The following is a 17,430-nucleotide window of genomic DNA, read 5'->3' on the forward strand; positions in this document are numbered from 1 at the left end:
CCACGGGCGGCCGAAAGGTGGTGCCGTGGAACCGGTCGATGTCGCGTTCGCTCTGCTGGGCGTCGGTGCGCTGCTGGCGGGGATCCTGCCCCGGATGCTGGAGAAGCGACCGCTGTCCATGCCGATCGCGTTCCTCGGGCTGGGCATGCTGGTCTTCCTGCTGCCGACCGGGCTGCCCACGCCGGATCCGCTGCGCTCACCGGAGTTGACCACCCACCTCACCGAGGTGGGAGTCATCGTCGCCCTGATGGGCGCCGGCCTGAAGATCGACCGGCCGTTGAGCTGGGCCCGCTGGTCGTCGACCTGGCGGCTGTTGGCCATCGCCATGCCGCTGTGCATCGCCGCCGTCGCGCTGCTCGGCTGGTGGTGGGCCGGCCTGGTGCCCGCGGCGGCGCTGCTGCTCGGCGCGGCGCTCGCCCCGACCGACCCGGTGCTCGCCTCGGACGTGCAGGTGGGCGAGCCGACCGACGCGGAGGACTCGGAGGACGAGGTGCGCTTCGCGCTCACCTCCGAGGCGGGCCTCAACGACGGCCTGGCCTTCCCGTTCGTCTACGCCGCCATCGCGATCGCCACCACCAGCCTCGCCCCCTCGGACTGGCTGGTCCACTGGCTGAGCGTCGACGTGGTCTACAAGCTCGCCGTCGGTGTGGGCGGCGGGCTGCTGGTCGGCTGGTTGCTCGGCAAGCTGTTCTTCCGCGCCCCGAGCACGCTGCGGCTGGCCCGGCACTCCGAGGGCTTCCTCGCCCTGGCCGCGACGTTCCTCGCGTACGGGCTGGTCGAGGTGGTCGGCGGCTACGGCTTCCTGGCCGTGTTCGTGGCCGCGCGGGCGATCCGGGCCGCCGAGCGCACCCACGAGTTCCACTCGGTGCTGCACGACTTCGCCGAGCAGGTGGAGCGGCTGCTCACCGTGTTGTTGCTGCTGCTCTTCGGCGGCGCCGTGGCCACCGGTCTGCTCGCCCCGCTCACCTGGCCGGCGGCGCTGGTCGGGCTGGCCCTGGTGCTGGTGATCCGGCCGCTGGCCGGCTGGCTGTCGCTGCGGGGCGCGCCGGGCTGCGCCACCGAGCACTGGGTGATCTCGCTGTTCGGCATCCGCGGTGTCGGGTCGTTCTACTACCTGGCGTACGCCACCAGCAAGACCGACTTCCCGCAGGCGGAACTGCTCTGGGCCACCGTCGGCCTGGTGGTGGTGGTCTCGGTGGTGGTGCACGGCGTCGCCGCGACCCCGGTGATGCAGCTGCTGGACCGGGCCGGCGAGCGTACCCGCGACGGCGCGGAGGAGGGCCGGGCCGCGCAGCCGGTGCTCGACGGCGCCCGGGGCTGACCCGCCCGGGGTCAGCCGGCGCGCAACCGGTCGGCGAGCGCGCGACCCAGGTCCCGGCCGGACCGCCAGGCGCTCTGCACCCGGGGCCGCCCGAACGCGTCGCCGGCCAGACCGATCCCGTCGGCGTCCAGGTGGTACGTCCCGCCCTCGGCCACCCGCACCGGCCGGGCGTACGTCCACCGGTGCACGTGGGTCGACGTGGCCGGCTCGGGCAGGCCGAGCAGGTCCCGCACCGCCTGTTCGACGGCCGGCCGGGCGGCGGTGGGTTGGAGCAGGTGCCCGGCGGCGAACTCGGCGGTGGTGTGCGCGACCAGCACCGGGGCCCCGTCGCCGCGCCGGTCGCCGTCGTCGCAGACCAGGCTCAGCACCGGGTGGTCGTTGACGAACGCGCCCCGGAAGTCGGGCCAGCGACGGGACGGGAAGTGCAGCACGGCGGAGAGCGTGGACGCCCAGCGTTGCGCCGCCACCGCCCGGGTGGCCTCGGCGAACGCCGGGTCCAGCAGCAGGGCGGCCTGCGGCCCGGGCATGGCGAGCACCACCGCCTCGGCCGCCCGCCCGTCCACCCGGGGTCCCGGCTCGACGGTCATGACCAGCCGGTCGTGGGTCACCGGAAGGTCGGCGGCCAGGTGTTCGACGAGCGAGCGCAGCCCGCGCGGGGCAGCCCAGCGCACCGGGCCGGTCACCTCCTCGCGTCCGCGCGGCCCGTACGCGACCAGGGTGTCGGTCCACTCCCGCACCAGCCCGGCGGCCTGCCAGTCGGCGACCACGGCGGCGAAGTCCGGATCGTCGACGGTGAAGTAGGCGGCGCCCAGGTCGGCGGGGCGGCCGTCGAAGCGCTTGCTGGCCATCCGCCCGCCGGTCACCCGACCGCGCTCCCGGACCTCCACCGGCACGCCGGCGCGGACCAGCTCGGTCGCGCACGCCACCCCGGCGATCCCCGCGCCGACCACCACCACACCCGCCCGGTCCGCCGTCATGTCGTGATCGTAGGCGGCGGACGGCATGAACCGGCCGGCACGGGGGTAGTGGAACACCTGTTCGAGGAGAGGTGATCAGCATGACCGACCGCAACAACAACCCGGACGCCGCCGTCAAGGACCCGGACGACTGGGTGACCGGCGACGAGCCGCCGACCGCGGCCCAGGAGTCCTACCTGCACACCCTGGCCCAGGAGGCGGGCGAGCCGGTGCCGGACGGGCTGACCAAGGCCGAGGCGTCCCGCCGGATCGACGAGCTCCAGGCGGAGACCGGCCGGGGGCGCTGAGGTCAGCGCGGGGGCAGGCGGTGCAGCTCGACCCGGTCGAGCCGCCCCGCCGCCACCCGCGCGGTCAGATAGGTCGCGTACGGCTGGGCCCGCCGGTCGGTCGGGGAGCCCGGGTTGAGCAGACGCGGCCCGCCCGGCGCGACGCTGTCCCACGGGATGTGCGAGTGGCCGAACACCAGCAGGTCGCGGTCGCCGTACGCGGCGGCGCAGCGCTCCTCGCGGCGGGTCTTCGGGCCGGTCTCGTGCACCACCGCGACCCGCAGCCCGTCCAGCTCGACCCGGGCCACCTCGGGCAGCCGGGCGCGCAGCGGCGGGCCGTCGTTGTTGCCGTACACGCCGACCAGCCGGCGGGACCGGGCCTCCAGGGCGTTCAGCAGCGACTCGTCCACCCAGTCGCCGGCGTGCAGCACCACGTCGGCCGCGTCGACCGCCGCCCACAGCGCGGCCGGCAGGTCCTTCGCCCGCTTCGGCACGTGCGTGTCCGCCATGATCACCAGGTCCATCCCCCCATCCTCCCCCACCCCTCGCCACCGGACCGCGATCAAGGAGTGCGCGACGACGCGGTCTCGTTGATCAACCCCCGGGGCCGGTGGGCCTAGGATGAGGGGGTGGGCGAGGTCGGCGGGCTGCTGCGGGAGTGGCGGACCCGGCGGCGACTCAGTCAGCTCGCGCTCGCCCACGAGGCGGAGATCTCCCCCCGGCACCTGAGCTTCCTGGAGACCGGGCGCTCCGCGCCCAGCCGGCAGATGGTGCTCCGGCTGGCCGAGCACCTGGACGTGCCGCTGCGCGACCGCGACCAGCTGCTGCTCGCCGCCGGCTACGCGCCGGTCTACCCCCGACGCGCCCTCGACTCCCCCGAGCTGAGCCGGGTCCGCGCGGCGGTCCGACTGGTGCTGCGGGCGCACGAACCCTGGCCCGCGGTGGCGGTGGACCGACGGTGGCGGCTGGTCGACGGCAACGCGGCGGTGCCGGTGCTCACCGCCGGCGCGGCGCCCCACCTGCTGCGGCCGCCGGTGAACGCGCTGCGGCTGACCCTGCACCCGGACGGGCTGGCGCCCCGGGTGCTCAACCTCGGGCAGTGGCGGGCGCACCTGCTGGCCCGGCTGCGCCGGCAGGCGCAGCTCACCGCCGACCCCGATCTCACCGCGCTCCTCGACGAGCTGCGCGGCTACCCGGGCGGGGCCGGGCCCGAACCGGTCGAGCCGGGGCCGGGTGACGTGGTGGTGCCGCTGCGACTGCGGCACGGCGACGGCGTGTTGACCCTGCTCAGCACGGTGTCCACCTTCGGCACCCCGCTCGACGTCACCGTGGAGGAGCTGTCCATCGAGACGTTCCTGCCCGGCGACGACGCCACCGCCGCCGCGTTGCGCGCCGCGGCGGCGGCCTGAGCGCCGCTCAGGCGCCCTGGCCCTGGTTCTGCATCAGCCCACCGTCCATGAAGTAGGTCGACCCGGTGACGTAGTCGGCGTCGTCGCTGGCGAGGAAGACGGCCAGCTTGGCGATCTCGGACGGCTGCGCGGCCCGCTTCCAGGGGATGCTCTGCACCTGCTCCTCCAGGTACTTCGGGTCGTCGATCGCCTCCTGGTTGAACGGGGTGAGCACCATGCCGGGCCCGATGTTGTTGACGTTCATCCGCATCGGCGCGACCTCCAGCGCCAGGCTCTTGGCGAACTCCAGCATCGCGCCCTTGCTGGTGTCGTAGTCGGCGCCGCCGGCCCGGGCCACCTCCTGGTGGATCGAGGTGATATTGATGATCCGGCCGCCGCCCCCCTGCTCCTTGCGGTGGCGCACGAAGCGCCGGGAGCAGAAGAACGTCCCGTAGACGTTGGTCCGGATGCACCGGTCCCACGTCTCGGTGTCCAGGTCGGCGACCGGGATGCCGGAGGCGTCCACGCCGGCGTCGTTCATCAGCACGTCCAACCTGTCGAACTCGGCGAGCGCCTCGTCGAACATGGCCTCGACCTGGTGCTCGACGCTGATGTCGCCCTGCACGACCACGGCCCGGCGACCGACCTTCTCGATCTCGGCCCGGGTGTGGTTCGCCCCGGCGTGGTCGTGCAGGTAGTGCACCACCACGTCGGCGCCCTCCCGGCCGAACTCGATCGCGGTGGCCTGCCCGATGCCCGAGTCCGAGCCGGTGATCAGGGCGGTCTTCCCCGCCAGCCGTCCGGTCATCCGGTTGCTCCCTCCGTGTGGGCCGCGCCGGTCGGCACGGCCGCTCGGTCGCCGGCGCGTCGCGCCACGGCGTCGGTGATCCGGCCCGCGGCGATGATCAGGCCGATGTGCGAGAACGCCTGCGGGAAGTTGCCGAGCTGCTCGCCGGTGACCTGGTCGATCTGCTCGGCGTAGAGGCCGAGGTCGTTGGCGCGGGCGGCGAGCTGCTCGAACATCTGCCGGGCCCGGTCGATCTCGCCCGCCTCGGCCCGGCAGGCGGCCAGCCAGAACGAGCAGATCACGAACCCTGCCGGGTCGTCGTCCCAGCGGCGCAGCAGCCCGTCCCGGGACAACCGGCGCTCCACCACGTCCATGGTGGCGCGCATCCGCGGATCGTCGGCGGGCAGGAAGCCGACCAACGGCATGATCAGCACCGAGGCGTCCAGGTCGTCGGAGTCGAACGCGCCGGTGAACGCGCCGACCCGCTCGTTCCACCCCCGGTCGAGCACCGTCGCGCGCACCTCGTCCCGGGCGGCGGCCCACCGCGCCACGTCGGCGGGCCCGCCGATGCGCGGTCCGAACCGCACGGCCCGGTCCAGCGCGGTCCAGCACTGGACCTTCGACGAGACGTAGTGCCGCTCCGCGTCGCGCGCCTCCCACATCCCGGCGTCGGGCCGGTGCCAGTCGAGTACCGCCTGGTCGGCGAGCGTGTGCAGCAGGTGGCGGACCTCGGGCGACATCGGGTCGAGGTAGTGGCGCATCAGCCAGGCCGCGTCGAGCACCTCGCCCAGCACGTCGTTCTGCCGCTGCCGCCACGCGTCGTTGCCGACCAGCACCGGCCGGCTGCCCTCGTAGCCGGCGAGGTGGTCGAGGTCGTGCTCGGTGAGGTCCCGCTCCCCCTCGACGCCGTACATGATCGGCACCGGGGCGTCGCCGATCCGGCCGATCGCCCGGGCCACCCAGGTGAACTGCCGGTCCGCCTCGTCCGGGCAGGCGGCCCGCCAGAGCGCCTGGAGGGTGAGGCTGAAGTCGCGGAGCCAGACGAAGCGGTAGTCGTAGTTGCGGTCCCCGCCGATCTGCTCCGGCAGTGAGGCGGTGGCCGCCGCGACGACCGCCCCGCTCGGCCCGTACGTCATGCCCTGCACCACCATCGCGCTGCGCCGGACCTGGTCGCGGTACTCGCCCCGGTAGTCGTGCAGGTCCGCCCAGGAGCGCCAGCCGGTGACCGCGTCGGCCACCACCCGCGCGGCGTCGGGCAGCGCCGGTTCGGTGCCGGAGTACGTCGGGGCGTACCCCAGGGTGAACCGGTGGGTGCTGCCGGCGCGGGCGGTGAACCGCCCGACGGCGGCCGCGTCGGTGAGGGTGAGCGGAACGTCGGCGCGCAGGTCCAGGCGGCACACGCCGGCCGCCGCGCTGATCACCCCGTCGCGTTCGACGAGGTAGGCGCGGACCCGGCCGTACTCGAAACGCGGCACGTAGTCGGTCCGCATCGGCACCTCGCCGCTGAGCCCCTCGACCACGCGGGCGAGCACACGCGGCGGTCGCAGCCCGATCTCGTGGCCGCGCGCGCCGGGCTCCAGCGCCAGCGTGTCGGTGACGGCCGCCGTGCCGGTCGCGGTGGTGAAGACGGTACGCAGGACCAGCGTGTCGTCCAGATAGGAGCGGGTGCTGGTGAACTCGCCCTCGGGCCGGACGCTCCAGTACCCCGCGTCGCCGCCGAGCAGCCGACCGAAGACCGACGGCGCGTCGAAGCGGTGCGGGCACCACCAGTTGACCGCGCCGGCCCGGTCCACCAGCGCCGCGCTGCACCCGTCGGCGAGGAAGCCGTGCTCGCTGATCCGTCCGGTCCGCACGGTCGTGGCTACCCGCCCGGGCCGGAGCCATGCCTGGCCGCATCCGTGCCGTCGACCGCGTTACCGCCCGCCGCCGACGGGAACGCGGCGGGTCGACGAAGGAGGATGCTCATGACCAGACCCTCGACTCCGACCGCGGCCTGGCGACCCGGAATGCCGGGCGGCGACAACCTCCCGTCCGGCCCGGGCGGTCGCCCGACGCCGCCGAGCGGGGACGGGCACGGGCCGCAGGCCGGTGCGCCGACCGTCACGATCGGTTCGTACCCGGACTATCCGTCCGCCCAGCGCGTGGTGGACTATCTGGCCGACAACCGGTTCCCGGTGGAACGGACCTCGATCGTCGGCACGAACCTGACGCTGGTGGAGACCGTGATGGGGCGGCTCACCACGGGGCGGGCGGCCCTGCTGGGCGCCGGCACCGGCGCCTGGTTCGGCCTGTTCATCGGGTTGCTGTTCGGCATCTTCACCGCGGGCAACTGGTTGGCGGTGATCCTGGTCGGGCTGGTCATCGGCGCGATCTGGGGTGCCGTGTTCGGCGCGGTCGCGCACGCCATGACCGGTGGGCAGCGCGACTTCACCTCGGCCAGCTCACTGCGCGCCGGCCAGTACGCGGTCACCGTGGAGGCGGAGGTGGCGGAGCAGGCGCGGCAGCTGCTGGGCCGGATGCACCTCACGCCGACCGGCGCCACCGCCCGCTGAGCGGCGCGACACGGCGAGGGAGGGCCCGCTGCGGGTCCTCCCTCGGCGCGTCAGTCGTGGTAGGCCCGCTCGCCGGCGCGCAGCGGCACGTCGACGCGGTTCTCCGGCGGGGCGAGCGGGCAGGCCCACCGGTCGTCGTAGGCGCAGCTCGGGTTGTAGAGGTAGTTCGCGTCCAACCGCACCCGGCCGCCGGGCAGCACCGTCAGGCCGCGGCCGAACGTGCCCTTGACCGTGTCGGTGAGGTACCGACCCCCGCCGTACGCCCCGTCGCCGCAGGTGGCGTCGCGCACCGGCAGGAACAGCCCACCCCCGTACGCCTCGATCCACCAGAGCGTCAGCGGCCCCCAGGGGGTCTCGGCGGCCGCCACCCGGCGGTAGGAGACCACCCCGTCGGGGCCGCCGGTGTCGATGCTCAGCTCGCCCGAGGCGGGCCGCAGCGGCGCCTCGACCACGGCGTCCGGGTCGGGCGGGAACCAGCGCAGCCCGGTGAAGCCGGGCCGGTCGTCCGGCGGCACCGGGCTGCTCGGGTGGGTGCGGAACAGCTCGTCCCGGGCCGCCCGGAAGCCGGCCAGGTCGAGGTCCGAGAGGTAGAGCCGGGCCACCCGCTCCCGCCAGTCGAGCACGTCGAGATCGTCCATACCCCCGACCCTAGCCGGGTGGTCAGTTCAAATTTCGACCGACACCTCATGCCAGCTCTCTGAGACCCGCTCCGCCGCGCAGCAAGGCACTTGTTTAAATTTTAAATAGTGCTACTCTCGGAGCCATGACGGAGAGCCTGGACGCGGAGCGGACGGCCTGCTGGCGCGCGTACATCGAGTCGAGCCAGCGGCTGTTCACCCAGCTGGAGGACGACCTGCGCACGGACAGCGACCTCAGCTTCGCCGACTACCACGTGCTGGTGCTGCTCTCCGAGGCGCCCGGGCAGCGCCTGCGCATGGGTGAGCTGGCCGACCGGCTGGTCTTCTCACCGAGCCGCCTGACCTACCAGATCACCACGATGCAGAAGCGCGGCCTGGTGGCCAAGGAGTCCTGCCCGGCCGACCGGCGCGGCAGCGAGGCCGTCCTCACCGCGACCGGGCTGCTGGCCCTGCGCGAGGCCGCGCCGCACCACCTGCGCTCCGTGCGCACCCACCTGATCGACGACCTCGACGACGCCGAGGTCGCCTGCCTCACCCGGGTCTTCGAGCGGCTCGGCCGGCGCCTGCGCGCCGACCGCACCGCGTCGTCCACCCCGGCCGACAACTAGGGAGCCCGCGATGCCCGCGATCACCGTCGACGACGTCCTCGTCCTGCCCCGCCTGCCGAGGCTGGACGAGTCCACCACCTACCGCCCGGTCCGCCGGGTCACCACCGCGCCCAGCGGCTACGAGGGCGAGGGCTTCCCGGTCCGCCGGGCCTTCGCCGGGGTCGCGATGACCGACCTGGACCCGTTCATCCACCTCGACCAGATGGGCGAGGTCGACTACGCGCCCGGCGAGCCGAAGGGCACCTCGTGGCACCCGCACCGGGGCTTCGAGACGGTGACCTACATGATCGACGGGATCATGGACCACCAGGACTCGACCGGTGGCGGCGGCACCATCACCGACGGCGACACTCAATGGATGACGGCCGGCAGCGGCCTGTTGCACATCGAGGCGCCGCCGGAGCACCTGGTGATGAGCGGAGGGCTGTTCCACGGCCTCCAACTCTGGGTCAACCTGCCCCGGGTGGCCAAGATGAGCGCGCCCCGCTACCAGGACATCCGCGGCCGGGAGTCGGCGCTGCTGACCACGCCCGACGGCGGCGGCCTGATCCGGGTCATCGCCGGCGAGGTCGCCGGGCACCGCGGCCCGGGCTCGACGCACACGCCGATCACCATCGCGCACGTCACGTTGCAGCCCGGCGCGGAGCTGAGCCTGCCCTGGCGGCCGGACTTCAACGCACTGGTCTACGTGCTGGCCGGCCGCGGCACGGTCGGCACCGACCGGCGGCCGATCCACCTCGGCCAGCTCGCCGTGCACGGGCCCGGCGACGCGCTGCGGATCACCGCCGACCGGACGCAGGACGGCAACACCCCGGCGCTGGAGCTCTACCTGATGGGCGGGCAGCCGATCCGCGAGCCGGTGGCCCACTACGGCCCGTTCGTGATGAACACCCGGGCCGAGCTGATCCAGGCGGTCGAGGACTTCCAGGCCGGCCGGCTCGGGGTGATCCCGAGCGGCCGGGTGCCGCACAGCGACGGGCAGGGCGACCGGCCCTGACCTGCTACGGGCGCCCCGGTCCACCGGGGCGCCCGGGCGCGGTCTCAGGAGACGGCGAAGATACCGGCCACGCCGAGGATCACCATCAACAGCACCGCCACCAGCGCACCCCGCTCCCCCTCCACCGCCTGGTCGCGGTCGTCGGTCACGGTGTTCGTCGTCTCGGCGGGCATGTCGGTGCCTCCTCGGTTTCGCGTTCCAGGGGTCCGGGGTACCCCAGGCGCGTGCCACCGCCGCCGACCTGCTGCGTCGTGGTGCGGGGCCCGTCCGGGGGTCCTACCGTGTGAGGACGTCGTCGACCTCGGGAGGCTGGAACGTGACCCTGCGGGACTGGTTCCTCACCGCACAGGAACGCGCCAACCCAGGCTCAGAATTACCCGTCTGGACGAGCGGAAACCTCGCCGAGCCGTTGATTCACGGTGCCGCGTACTTCGACCGGCTGGTCCGGGAGGTGGAGGCGCTGACGGCCGGTGACCACCTGTTCTTCACCGACTGGCGGGGCGACCCGGACGAGCGGATGCGCCCGGACGGCCCCACGGTGGTGCAACTGTTCGCGCAGGCCGCCCAGCGCGGGGTGGTCGTCAAGGGCCTGCTGTGGCGCTCCCACCTCGACGCGCTCTCCTACAGCGAGGAGGAGAACCGCGACCTCAGCGAGGCCGTCTGCGCGGCCGGCGGCGAGGTGCTGCTCGACCAGCGGGTCCGGCGCGGCGGCTCGCACCACCAGAAGCTCGTCGTGCTGCGCCATCCCGACGACCCGGAACGCGACGTCGCGTTCGCCGGCGGCATCGACCTGTGCCACAGCCGGCGCGACGACGCGACCCACGCCGGCGATCCGCAGGCGGTGGCCATGTCCCCGCGCTACGGCTCGACGCCGCCCTGGCACGACGTCCAGCTCGCGCTGCGCGGGCCGGTGGTCGGCGCGCTGGACACCACGTTCCGCGAGCGCTGGACCGACCCGATGCCGCTGGACTCGGAGAACCCGATGGCCTACCTGCGGGACCGGCTGCGCGGTTCGGACCTGCGCCCGGACCCGCTGCCCGACCAGCCCGCCGACCCGCCGCCCTGCGGGCCGCACCACGTGCAGGTGCTGCGCACCTACCCGGCGGTGCGTCCGCGCTACTCCTTCGCGCCGGACGGCGAGCGCACCGTCGCCCGCGGCTACACCAAGGCGGTACGCCGGGCGCGCCGGCTGATCTACCTGGAGGACCAGTACCTCTGGTCGAACGAGGTGGCCGAGCTGTTCGCCCAGGCGCTGCGCGAGCACCCGGACCTGCACCTGGTGGCGGTGGTTCCCCGGCACCCGGACGTCGACGGCCGGCTCGCGCTGCCGCCGAACATGGTGGGCCGGGAGCAGGCGCTGTCGCTCTGCCACCGGGCCGCCCCGGACCGGGTGCACGTGTTCGACGTCGAGAACCACGAGGGCACCCCGGTGTACGTGCACGCCAAGGTCTGCGTGGTGGACGACGTCTGGGCCAGCGTGGGCAGCGACAACTTCAACCGCCGCTCCTGGACCCACGACAGCGAGCTGTCCTGCGCGGTGCTGGACGACACCCACGACGAGCGGTCGCCGGCCGACCCGGCCGGGCTGGGCGACGGCGCCCGGGTCTTCGCCCGCGACCTGCGGCTGCGGCTCTGGCGGGAGCACCTGGACCGCGACCCCGACGGCACGCAGGACGACGACCTGCTGGACCCGGCGGAGGCGGTGGCGGCGATCAGCGCCGCGGCCGAGGAACTGGACCGCTGGCACGCCGGTGGGCGGGTCGGCCCCCGACCGCCCGGCCGGTTGCGGCCGCACCGACCGGAGCGGCTGCCCTGGCGTACGCGGCTCTGGGCGCTGCCGGCGTACCGGCTGGTCTACGACCCGGACGGCAGGCCGCTGCGCGCCCGGCGCGCCGGCACCTGGTGAAGGTTTCCCGCCTCGTCCGGCACCTTGGGGCGGGCGGGATAGGCGAACGACACCCGGGGCGAGTAGAAGCCCCAGCAGACGTGCAGCGGGTTGGCCGGCCGGAGCGCGTAGACCGGGTGCTCCGGCGCCAGGAACTCCACCGACTCGACCTCGAACGGTGACACCGGCTCGGCCACGTAGGGGTAGTCGGTCACGATCAGCTCGCCGTCGCGACGGGTGAGGTAGCGGTGGTGCCCGTTGTGCGCCTCGGTGCCGGTGTGCCCGACGCGGGCGGTGACCCGGATCAGCGGCCGGCCGTCGGCCCGGGTCTCCGCGGTGAGCCGTCCGCCGCGTACCTCCAGGTGGGTCTCGCCGTCGGTGGCCGGGGCACCGCGGGCGGCGGCGTACTGCCGGACCCGGGGGCTGGAGGCCAGGTAGTGCGTCCACCAGCCGCCCGGGGTCTCGCCGTCCGGCGCGTCCATGTCCGCCAGCGAGACACCGAGGAAGGTGAGCGAGTAGGCGCCGAAGCCGGAGGTCTGGGTCCCGTCGTCGACCACGTACTGACAGAGGAAGACCTGCCGCTGCGGGTGCGCCCGGAGGCCGGTCGGCACCAGCGCCTCCGCCGCGCCGGGGTCCGCCGGGATCCAGCTGAACAGCAGCGTCGGGGCGTTGATGACGAGTTGCGGCGCGGCGGGATCGAGCACGGTGCCTCCGTAGACGTGTACCTACGGACGCTACGGGCGGTCCCGTTGGTGGGACAACGACGGAAAGGCGACACTTCGACCGACTGTCGGGTTCTGCGTTGACCGGTCGGATCGAGCGGGCCGACCGACCGGACATGGGCCACCGCTGCGCAATATGCCCCGATCCAGGCCGTTGATACCCCGATAAGCCTTAAGTACATCATACTTTCGGCTAGATTTCTGTCCGCCGGTCAGGCTAAGGTGGCTTCCGAACGGACCAACTGAAGCTAAACCTAAGCGTCTCTTCTTTTTTTCCGCGGACGAGGTGCAGGGAGGACCACCATGACCGCCCACACGATCAGTGCTCCGGCGACATCCGCGCCGGCCGGCTCCGCGAAGCTCGACCCCCGTGCGCTCACCGACAGCGCCGCCGACCTGCTCGCCGCGATGGCCGCGCTGCCCGCGAACCACCCGTCGCGACCGGCCCTGCGCGACCGCGCCATCGAGGCCTGGCTGCCGCTGGCCAACCACCTCGCCCACCGCTACAGCGGGCGGGGCGAGCCCAACGACGACCTGGCGCAGACCGCCGCGATCGGCCTGATCAAGGCGATCGACAAGTTCGACCCGTCCCGCGGCGTCGACTTCGCCGGTTACGCCATCCCGACCATCATCGGCGAGCTGAAGCGGCACTTCCGCGACCGCACCTGGGACATCCGGGTGCCGCGCCGGCTCCAGGAGCTGCGGCTGGCGATCTCCGACGCCAACAGCACGCTGCTGCAGACCCTCGGCCGCTCGCCGACGGTCGCCGACATCGCCGCCCACCTCAAGCTCACCGAGGAAGAGGTGCTGGAGGGCCTGGAGGGCGCCCGCGCCTACAACGCGGTGTCGCTGTCCACCCCGACCGGGGACGGCGAGCGCGCCACCGAGCTGGGCGACCTGCTCGGCGGCGAGGACGGCGAGTTCGAGCTGGCCGAGATGCGGGTCGCTCTCGGCCCGGCGTTGGCCACCCTCGACCAGCGCGAGCAGAAGATCCTCACGCTGCGCTTCTACGGCAACCTGACCCAGTCGCAGATCGCCGAGCAGATCGGCGTCTCGCAGATGCACGTGTCCCGGCTGCTGGCCCGGGCGCTGACCAAGCTGCGCGGGCAGCTCGACGGAACGTACTAGGGGGTGGCGGCGGCCGGGTCGGCGGGCCCGGCGTCGCGAGCCACCCGGCCCGGTCGGCGGTGCGCCGGCCGGGCCGTTCCGCGTCCGGCACCGGGGCGATCCGGCCGGCCCGCTGTTCGCCCGACGCCGCGCATGGACGCGCACGCCCCCAGGCCGACACGCATACCGGCGGGGGACGCACGGGCGGGCATGCCCAACCCGGGGGCCAGGCACGGGCGGGCACGCGCACCCGGGGGGCACGCACGGGCGGGCACGCACGGGCACCGGGACGCGCACAGACGCGGGTGCGGGCAAGGCCCGACGCGACGGACTTCAACCAGCCGCCGACCGGCCGACCAGCCGCCGACCGGCCGGCCGGACGGCCGGACAAGCATGCCCCGTGACAGGCGATATACCGCCTGGTCATAACTATACCGCTGAGGTATATCGCACTCGGCGCAATCATCGCCTCGACGGCGACACGCCCACGATGCGGGACGCCCGGCGCGGAACGCCCCAGCCGGGACGCTCGAGAAACCGCTGGGGCGACAGGCGTCTACCTCACCCAGGGTGGCCGTTCGCCGCTGACCGAGTCGCGTTGCGATCAGGCTGACAGGCACGCGAGCACCGTTCCGCGCCGGCCCGATCGTCAAACGAGGACGGGCGACCGGCAGCGGCAGCGGCAGCGGCAGCGGCAGCGGCAGCGGCAGCGGCATGAGAGTGCGCGGCCGGAACGCAAGGCACGAGCGAGCCGGGGCCGGTGCCGGGCGGGGCAGCGCGGGTCCTCCGGCGGCGGGGTGCGAGAGTGGGGCCGTGCTCGCCGACGTACCGCTCGACCTGCCGGTCCGACCGGTGCTGCCGGCGTTGGTCGAAGCGCTGCGGGAGCGGGGCGCCGGCATCCTGGTCGCGCCGCCGGGCACCGGCAAGACCACCACCGCGCCGCTCGCGGTCGCGGACGCGGTCGCCGGTCGGGTGGTGATCGCGCAACCCCGGCGGGTGGCCGCGCGCGCCGCCGCGCACCGGATGGCCGCGCTGCTCGGCGAGCGGGTCGGCGACCGGATCGGCTACGCCGTGCGCGGCGAGCGCCGGGGCGGGCCGCGTACCCGGGTCGAGGTCGTCACCACCGGCCTGCTGGTGCGCCGGCTCCACCACGACCCGGAGCTGCCGGGGGTGGGCGCGGTGCTGCTCGACGAGTGCCACGAGCGGCAGCTCGACGCCGACCTGGCGCTGGCGTTCACCGTGGAGGCCCGGGCCACGCTCCGCCCCGACCTCTGGCTCCTCGCGATGTCGGCGACGCCGCGGGCCGACCGGTTCGCGGCACTGCTCGGCGGGGACGCCCCCGCGCCCGTGGTGCGGGCGCAGGCCGCGCTGCACCCGGTGGAACGGGTCTGGGCGCCGCCGCCGCGTCCGGTGACCCCGCCCGGCGCCGGCCGGGTGGACCCGATGCTGCTGGACCACGTGGCCGCCACGGTCCGCCGGGCGTTACGCGAGCGGGACGGCGACGTGCTGGTCTTCCTGCCCGGCGCGGGCGAGATCGCGGCGGTCGCGGGCCGGCTGGGTGGCCTGCCCGACACCGTCGTCCTGCCGCTGCACGGCCGGCTGCCCGGATCCGCCCAGGACGCCGCGCTCGCCCCGGCCCCGGGCCGCCGCCGGGTGGTGCTGTCCACCGCGGTGGCGGAGAGCAGCCTGACCGTGCCCGGGGTACGGGTGGTGGTGGACGCCGGGCTGAGCCGGGTGCCCCGCACCGATCTGGCCCGTGGGCTGGGCGCGCTGGTCACCGTGCCGGTGTCCCGGGCGGCCGCCACCCAGCGCGCCGGACGGGCCGGGCGGGAGGCGCCGGGCGCGGTCTACCGCTGCTGGTCGGAGGCGACGCACGCCCGGCTCGCCCCGCAGCCGGAGCCGGAGATCGCCACCGCCGACCTGACCGGGTTCGCGCTGGAGCTGGCGGCCTGGGGCGCGCCGGACGGCACCGGTCTGGCGCTGCCCGATCCCCCGCCGCCGGCCGCGCTCACCGTGGCCCGGGAGACGCTGGCCACGCTCGGCGCGGTGGACGCCGACGGCCGGATCACCGCGCGGGGCCGGGCGGTCGCGGCGGTCGGCACCCATCCCCGGCTGGCGCGGGCGCTGCTGGACGGTGCGCCCCGGGTCGGCGCGGACCGGGCCGCCGAGGTGGTGGCGGTGCTCGCCGAGGAGACGCTGGGCGGCGCGGGGGACGACCTGCCGGCCCGGTGGCGCCGACTGCGCGCCGGCGCGGACCCGGCCGCCACCGCCCGCTGGCGGATCGAGGTACGCCGGCTGCGCGCCGCCCTGCCCGCGGGCGGTCCGGAACCCGCGCCCCGCACCACGGGGTCGCGACGACCGGAGCGCCCGCTTCGTGCCGCGTCGCCCGGCGGCGGGTCGCCAGGGCCGGAGCGACTGCCCGACGATCTGGCCGCGGGGCTGCTGGCCGGTCTGGCGTACCCGGAACGGCTGGCCCGGGCGCGGCGGGCCGGCGGGACCGCGTACCTGATGGCCGGCGGGACCGCCGCGGAGCTGGCGGCCGGGTCGGGGCTGACCGGATCGTCGTGGCTCGCCGTCGCGGTGGCCGACCGCTCCCCCGGCGCGCCGGCCGCGCGGGTGCGGCTGGCCGCGCCGATCGACGAGGCGACCGCGCGGGAGGCCGGCGCGGGGCTGCTGCGCACCGACCGGGAGGTCGTCTGGTCCGCCGGGGACGTGGTGGCCCGGGAGGTGGTCCGCCTCGGCGCCGTCGAGCTGGTCGACCGGCCGTTGACCGCGCCGGACCCGGAGCTGGTCGCCGCGGCGGTGCGCGACGGCCTGCGCCAGGAGGGCCTCGGCCTGCTCGGCTGGTCGCCGGAGGCGACGGCGCTGCGCCGCCGGCTGGCCTTCTGCCGGTCGGCGCTCGGCGACGACTGGCCGGACGTCTCCGACGTCGCGCTGCTCGACGCCGCGCCGCTCTGGCTCGGGCCGGAACTGGGCCGGGTCCGCCGCCGGGGCGACCTCGTGCGGGTCGACGTGGCGGGGGCGCTGCGTCGGCTGCTCGACTGGCGGCAGGCGGCCCGGCTGGACGAGCTGGCGCCGGAACGGCTGCCGGTGCCCAGCGGCTCGCGGATCCGGGTCGACTACACCGACCCGGCCGCCCCGGTGCTGGCGGTGAAGCTGCAGGAGACGTTCGGCTGGCGGGACGCCCCCCGGATCGCCGACGGCCGGGTGCCGGTGCTGCTGCACCTGCTCTCCCCCGCCGGGCGGCCGGTGGCGGTCACCGCGGACCTGGCCTCGTTCTGGCGGACCGGGTACCCGCAGGTGCGGGCGGAACTGCGCGGGCGCTACCCGCGTCACCCGTGGCCGGAGGACCCGACGACGGCGGAGCCGACCCGGCGGGCCAGCCCGCGCCGGCGCTAGGCGCGGTCACTCCTCGACGACGTCGGCGATCACCACGGTGATGTTGTCCGGGCCGCCGGCGCGCAGCGCGAGGTCGATGAGCCGGGCCGCGCAGGCGTCCCGGTCCAGGCCCTCGCCGAGCACCTCGGTGAGCGTGTCGGCGCGGACCACGTTGGAGAGGCCGTCGCTGCACAGCAGCCACCGGTCGCCGGCCCGGGGCACCATGGTCGCGTACGTCGGGGAGACCTGGTCGCCCTGCAACGCCTGGGTCACCACGGCGCGCCGGGGGTGGCTGCTCGCCTGCTCGGCGGTGATCACACCCTGGTCGACGAGCATCTGCACGAACGTGTCGTCGCGGGTGACCTGCTTGAGCACGCCCTCGCGGAACAGGTAGGCCCGGGAGTCGCCGACGTGCGCCAGCGCCAGGCAGCTACCGGTGCGGGCGAACAGCAGCGCGGTCAGCGTGGTGCCCATGCCCTGGCGCTCCGGGTCCTCCTCGACGGCCCGGCGGATCCCCTCGGTGGCCCGTTCGATGGCCCCCTGGAGCGCGGCGACCAGCGCGTCCTCCGGCGTCTCCACGTCCAGCGGGGCGATCGCGTCGATCGCGATGCGGCTGGCCAGGTCGCCGGCCGCCATGCCGCCCATGCCGTCGGCGACCGCGACCAGCCAGGCGCCCGCGTGCTGCGCGTCCTGGTTGCCGCTGCGGATCAGCCCACGGTCGCTCGCTCCGACGGAACGAAGCTTCAGGGTCATGGGTCGCAGCCTGCCAGGTCGAGGGCTCGGTTGTCTCTAGGAGATCACCAC

At 74.9% G+C, this 17,430-nt stretch carries 17 protein-coding genes; 9 read left to right on the top strand and 8 right to left on the bottom strand.

All coding sequences use genetic code 11. The features are described from left to right. Positions 1–25: 25 nt before the first annotated feature. Positions 26–1,321: a sodium:proton antiporter gene (locus tag CO540_RS08660; RefSeq protein ID WP_099161621.1), complete on the top strand. Its 1,296-nt coding sequence runs from the start codon at positions 26–28 to the stop codon at positions 1,319–1,321. 11 nt (positions 1,322–1,332) lie between these two features. Here the strand turns inward: CO540_RS08660 and CO540_RS08665 are convergent, their stop codons facing one another. Continuing rightward, complete coding sequence (locus CO540_RS08665; protein ID WP_172967811.1) at positions 1,333–2,298, bottom strand: NAD(P)/FAD-dependent oxidoreductase; 966 nt, start codon at positions 2,296–2,298, stop codon at positions 1,333–1,335. A gap of 80 nt (positions 2,299–2,378) precedes the next feature. On the opposite strand from CO540_RS08665, the gene CO540_RS08670 reads away from it, so the two are divergent. Beyond that, positions 2,379–2,585, top strand: coding sequence for a DUF3072 domain-containing protein (locus CO540_RS08670; RefSeq protein WP_099164667.1), 207 nt, complete (start codon positions 2,379–2,381; stop codon positions 2,583–2,585). A gap of 2 nt (positions 2,586–2,587) precedes the next feature. Here CO540_RS08670 and CO540_RS08675 read toward each other — a convergent pair whose 3' ends face one another. Then, complete coding sequence (locus CO540_RS08675; RefSeq protein WP_099161623.1) at positions 2,588–3,088, bottom strand: metallophosphoesterase; 501 nt, start codon at positions 3,086–3,088, stop codon at positions 2,588–2,590. A 105-nt stretch (positions 3,089–3,193) separates the two neighbouring features. Between CO540_RS08675 and CO540_RS08680 the strand changes: the two genes are divergently transcribed. Next, entirely contained in the window at positions 3,194–3,973 is a 780-nt protein-coding gene (locus tag CO540_RS08680; RefSeq protein WP_099161624.1) for a helix-turn-helix transcriptional regulator, read from the top strand. A gap of 7 nt (positions 3,974–3,980) precedes the next feature. On the opposite strand, the gene CO540_RS08685 is transcribed toward CO540_RS08680, so the two are convergent. After that, the gene (locus CO540_RS08685; RefSeq protein ID WP_091578364.1) at positions 3,981–4,760 is read right to left on the bottom strand and encodes a glucose 1-dehydrogenase; all 780 of its coding nucleotides are present in this window, start codon (positions 4,758–4,760) and stop codon (positions 3,981–3,983) included. Further along, entirely contained in the window at positions 4,757–6,592 is a 1,836-nt protein-coding gene (locus CO540_RS08690; RefSeq protein WP_099161625.1) for a glycoside hydrolase family 15 protein, read from the bottom strand. The genes CO540_RS08685 and CO540_RS08690 overlap by 4 nt, the downstream gene beginning before the upstream one ends. A 111-nt stretch (positions 6,593–6,703) precedes the next feature. Here CO540_RS08690 and CO540_RS08695 point away from each other — a divergent pair, with 111 nt between their 5' ends. Then, entirely contained in the window at positions 6,704–7,291 is a 588-nt protein-coding gene (locus CO540_RS08695; RefSeq protein WP_091578369.1) for a general stress protein, read from the top strand. Between the two features lie 50 nt (positions 7,292–7,341). On the opposite strand, the gene CO540_RS08700 is transcribed toward CO540_RS08695, so the two are convergent. After that, the gene (locus CO540_RS08700; protein WP_099161626.1) at positions 7,342–7,929 is read right to left on the bottom strand and encodes a DUF1684 domain-containing protein; all 588 of its coding nucleotides are present in this window, start codon (positions 7,927–7,929) and stop codon (positions 7,342–7,344) included. A gap of 125 nt (positions 7,930–8,054) precedes the next feature. Here CO540_RS08700 and CO540_RS08705 point away from each other — a divergent pair, with 125 nt between their 5' ends. Both CO540_RS08705 and CO540_RS08710 read left to right on the top strand, forming a co-directional pair. Beyond that, a complete protein-coding gene (locus CO540_RS08705) occupies positions 8,055–8,537 on the top strand; it encodes a MarR family winged helix-turn-helix transcriptional regulator (protein WP_091578374.1) in 483 nt (160 codons plus the stop codon). Positions 8,538–8,547: 10 nt separating this feature from the next. Further along, positions 8,548–9,534 carry a pirin family protein gene (locus CO540_RS08710; RefSeq protein WP_099161627.1) on the top strand — a complete coding sequence of 329 codons (987 nt, stop codon included), beginning with the start codon at positions 8,548–8,550 and terminating at the stop codon, positions 9,532–9,534. Positions 9,535–9,578: 44 nt separating this feature from the next. Here the strand turns inward: CO540_RS08710 and CO540_RS31130 are convergent, their stop codons facing one another. Continuing rightward, positions 9,579–9,707 (bottom strand): hypothetical protein, encoded by a 129-nt coding sequence (locus CO540_RS31130; RefSeq protein ID WP_255292629.1) that lies wholly within the window; start codon positions 9,705–9,707, stop codon positions 9,579–9,581. A gap of 143 nt (positions 9,708–9,850) precedes the next feature. On the opposite strand from CO540_RS31130, the gene CO540_RS08715 reads away from it, so the two are divergent. Next, positions 9,851–11,440: a phospholipase D-like domain-containing protein gene (locus CO540_RS08715; protein WP_099161628.1), complete on the top strand. Its 1,590-nt coding sequence runs from the start codon at positions 9,851–9,853 to the stop codon at positions 11,438–11,440. On the opposite strand, the gene CO540_RS08720 is transcribed toward CO540_RS08715, so the two are convergent. Further along, positions 11,389–12,123: a hypothetical protein gene (locus CO540_RS08720; protein ID WP_099161629.1), complete on the bottom strand. Its 735-nt coding sequence runs from the start codon at positions 12,121–12,123 to the stop codon at positions 11,389–11,391. The genes CO540_RS08715 and CO540_RS08720 overlap by 52 nt on opposite strands. 321 nt (positions 12,124–12,444) lie before the next feature. Between CO540_RS08720 and CO540_RS08725 the strand changes: the two genes are divergently transcribed. After that, positions 12,445–13,269 carry a SigB/SigF/SigG family RNA polymerase sigma factor gene (locus CO540_RS08725; RefSeq protein ID WP_099161630.1) on the top strand — a complete coding sequence of 275 codons (825 nt, stop codon included), beginning with the start codon at positions 12,445–12,447 and terminating at the stop codon, positions 13,267–13,269. Between the two features lie 792 nt (positions 13,270–14,061). After that, positions 14,062–16,647, top strand: coding sequence for an ATP-dependent helicase HrpB (gene hrpB / locus CO540_RS08730; RefSeq protein WP_099161631.1), 2,586 nt, complete (start codon positions 14,062–14,064; stop codon positions 16,645–16,647). A gap of 6 nt (positions 16,648–16,653) precedes the next feature. Here hrpB and CO540_RS08735 read toward each other — a convergent pair whose 3' ends face one another. Beyond that, positions 16,654–17,379: a PP2C family serine/threonine-protein phosphatase gene (locus tag CO540_RS08735; RefSeq protein WP_091578389.1), complete on the bottom strand. Its 726-nt coding sequence runs from the start codon at positions 17,377–17,379 to the stop codon at positions 16,654–16,656. Positions 17,380–17,430: the final 51 nt, after the last annotated feature.

Origin of the sequence: Micromonospora sp. WMMA2032 (genome assembly GCF_002688545.1) — a bacterium.
GTDB classification, from domain to species: domain Bacteria; phylum Actinomycetota; class Actinomycetes; order Mycobacteriales; family Micromonosporaceae; genus Micromonospora; species Micromonospora sediminicola.

Coding starts and splice junctions, on each gene's coding strand:
- CO540_RS08685 (WP_091578364.1), bottom strand. CDS start 4,760: ATGACCGGACGGCTGGCGGGGAAGACCGCCCTGATCACCGGCTCGGAC.
- CO540_RS08700 (WP_099161626.1), bottom strand. CDS start 7,929: ATGGACGATCTCGACGTGCTCGACTGGCGGGAGCGGGTGGCCCGGCTC.
- CO540_RS08710 (WP_099161627.1), top strand. CDS start 8,548: ATGCCCGCGATCACCGTCGACGACGTCCTCGTCCTGCCCCGCCTGCCG.
- CO540_RS08670 (WP_099164667.1), top strand. CDS start 2,379: ATGACCGACCGCAACAACAACCCGGACGCCGCCGTCAAGGACCCGGAC.
- CO540_RS31130 (WP_255292629.1), bottom strand. CDS start 9,707: ATGCCCGCCGAGACGACGAACACCGTGACCGACGACCGCGACCAGGCG.
- CO540_RS08665 (WP_172967811.1), bottom strand. CDS start 2,298: ATGACGGCGGACCGGGCGGGTGTGGTGGTGGTCGGCGCGGGGATCGCC.
- CO540_RS08675 (WP_099161623.1), bottom strand. CDS start 3,088: ATGGACCTGGTGATCATGGCGGACACGCACGTGCCGAAGCGGGCGAAG.
- CO540_RS08725 (WP_099161630.1), top strand. CDS start 12,445: ATGACCGCCCACACGATCAGTGCTCCGGCGACATCCGCGCCGGCCGGC.
- CO540_RS08735 (WP_091578389.1), bottom strand. CDS start 17,379: ATGACCCTGAAGCTTCGTTCCGTCGGAGCGAGCGACCGTGGGCTGATC.
- CO540_RS08695 (WP_091578369.1), top strand. CDS start 6,704: ATGACCAGACCCTCGACTCCGACCGCGGCCTGGCGACCCGGAATGCCG.
- CO540_RS08705 (WP_091578374.1), top strand. CDS start 8,055: ATGACGGAGAGCCTGGACGCGGAGCGGACGGCCTGCTGGCGCGCGTAC.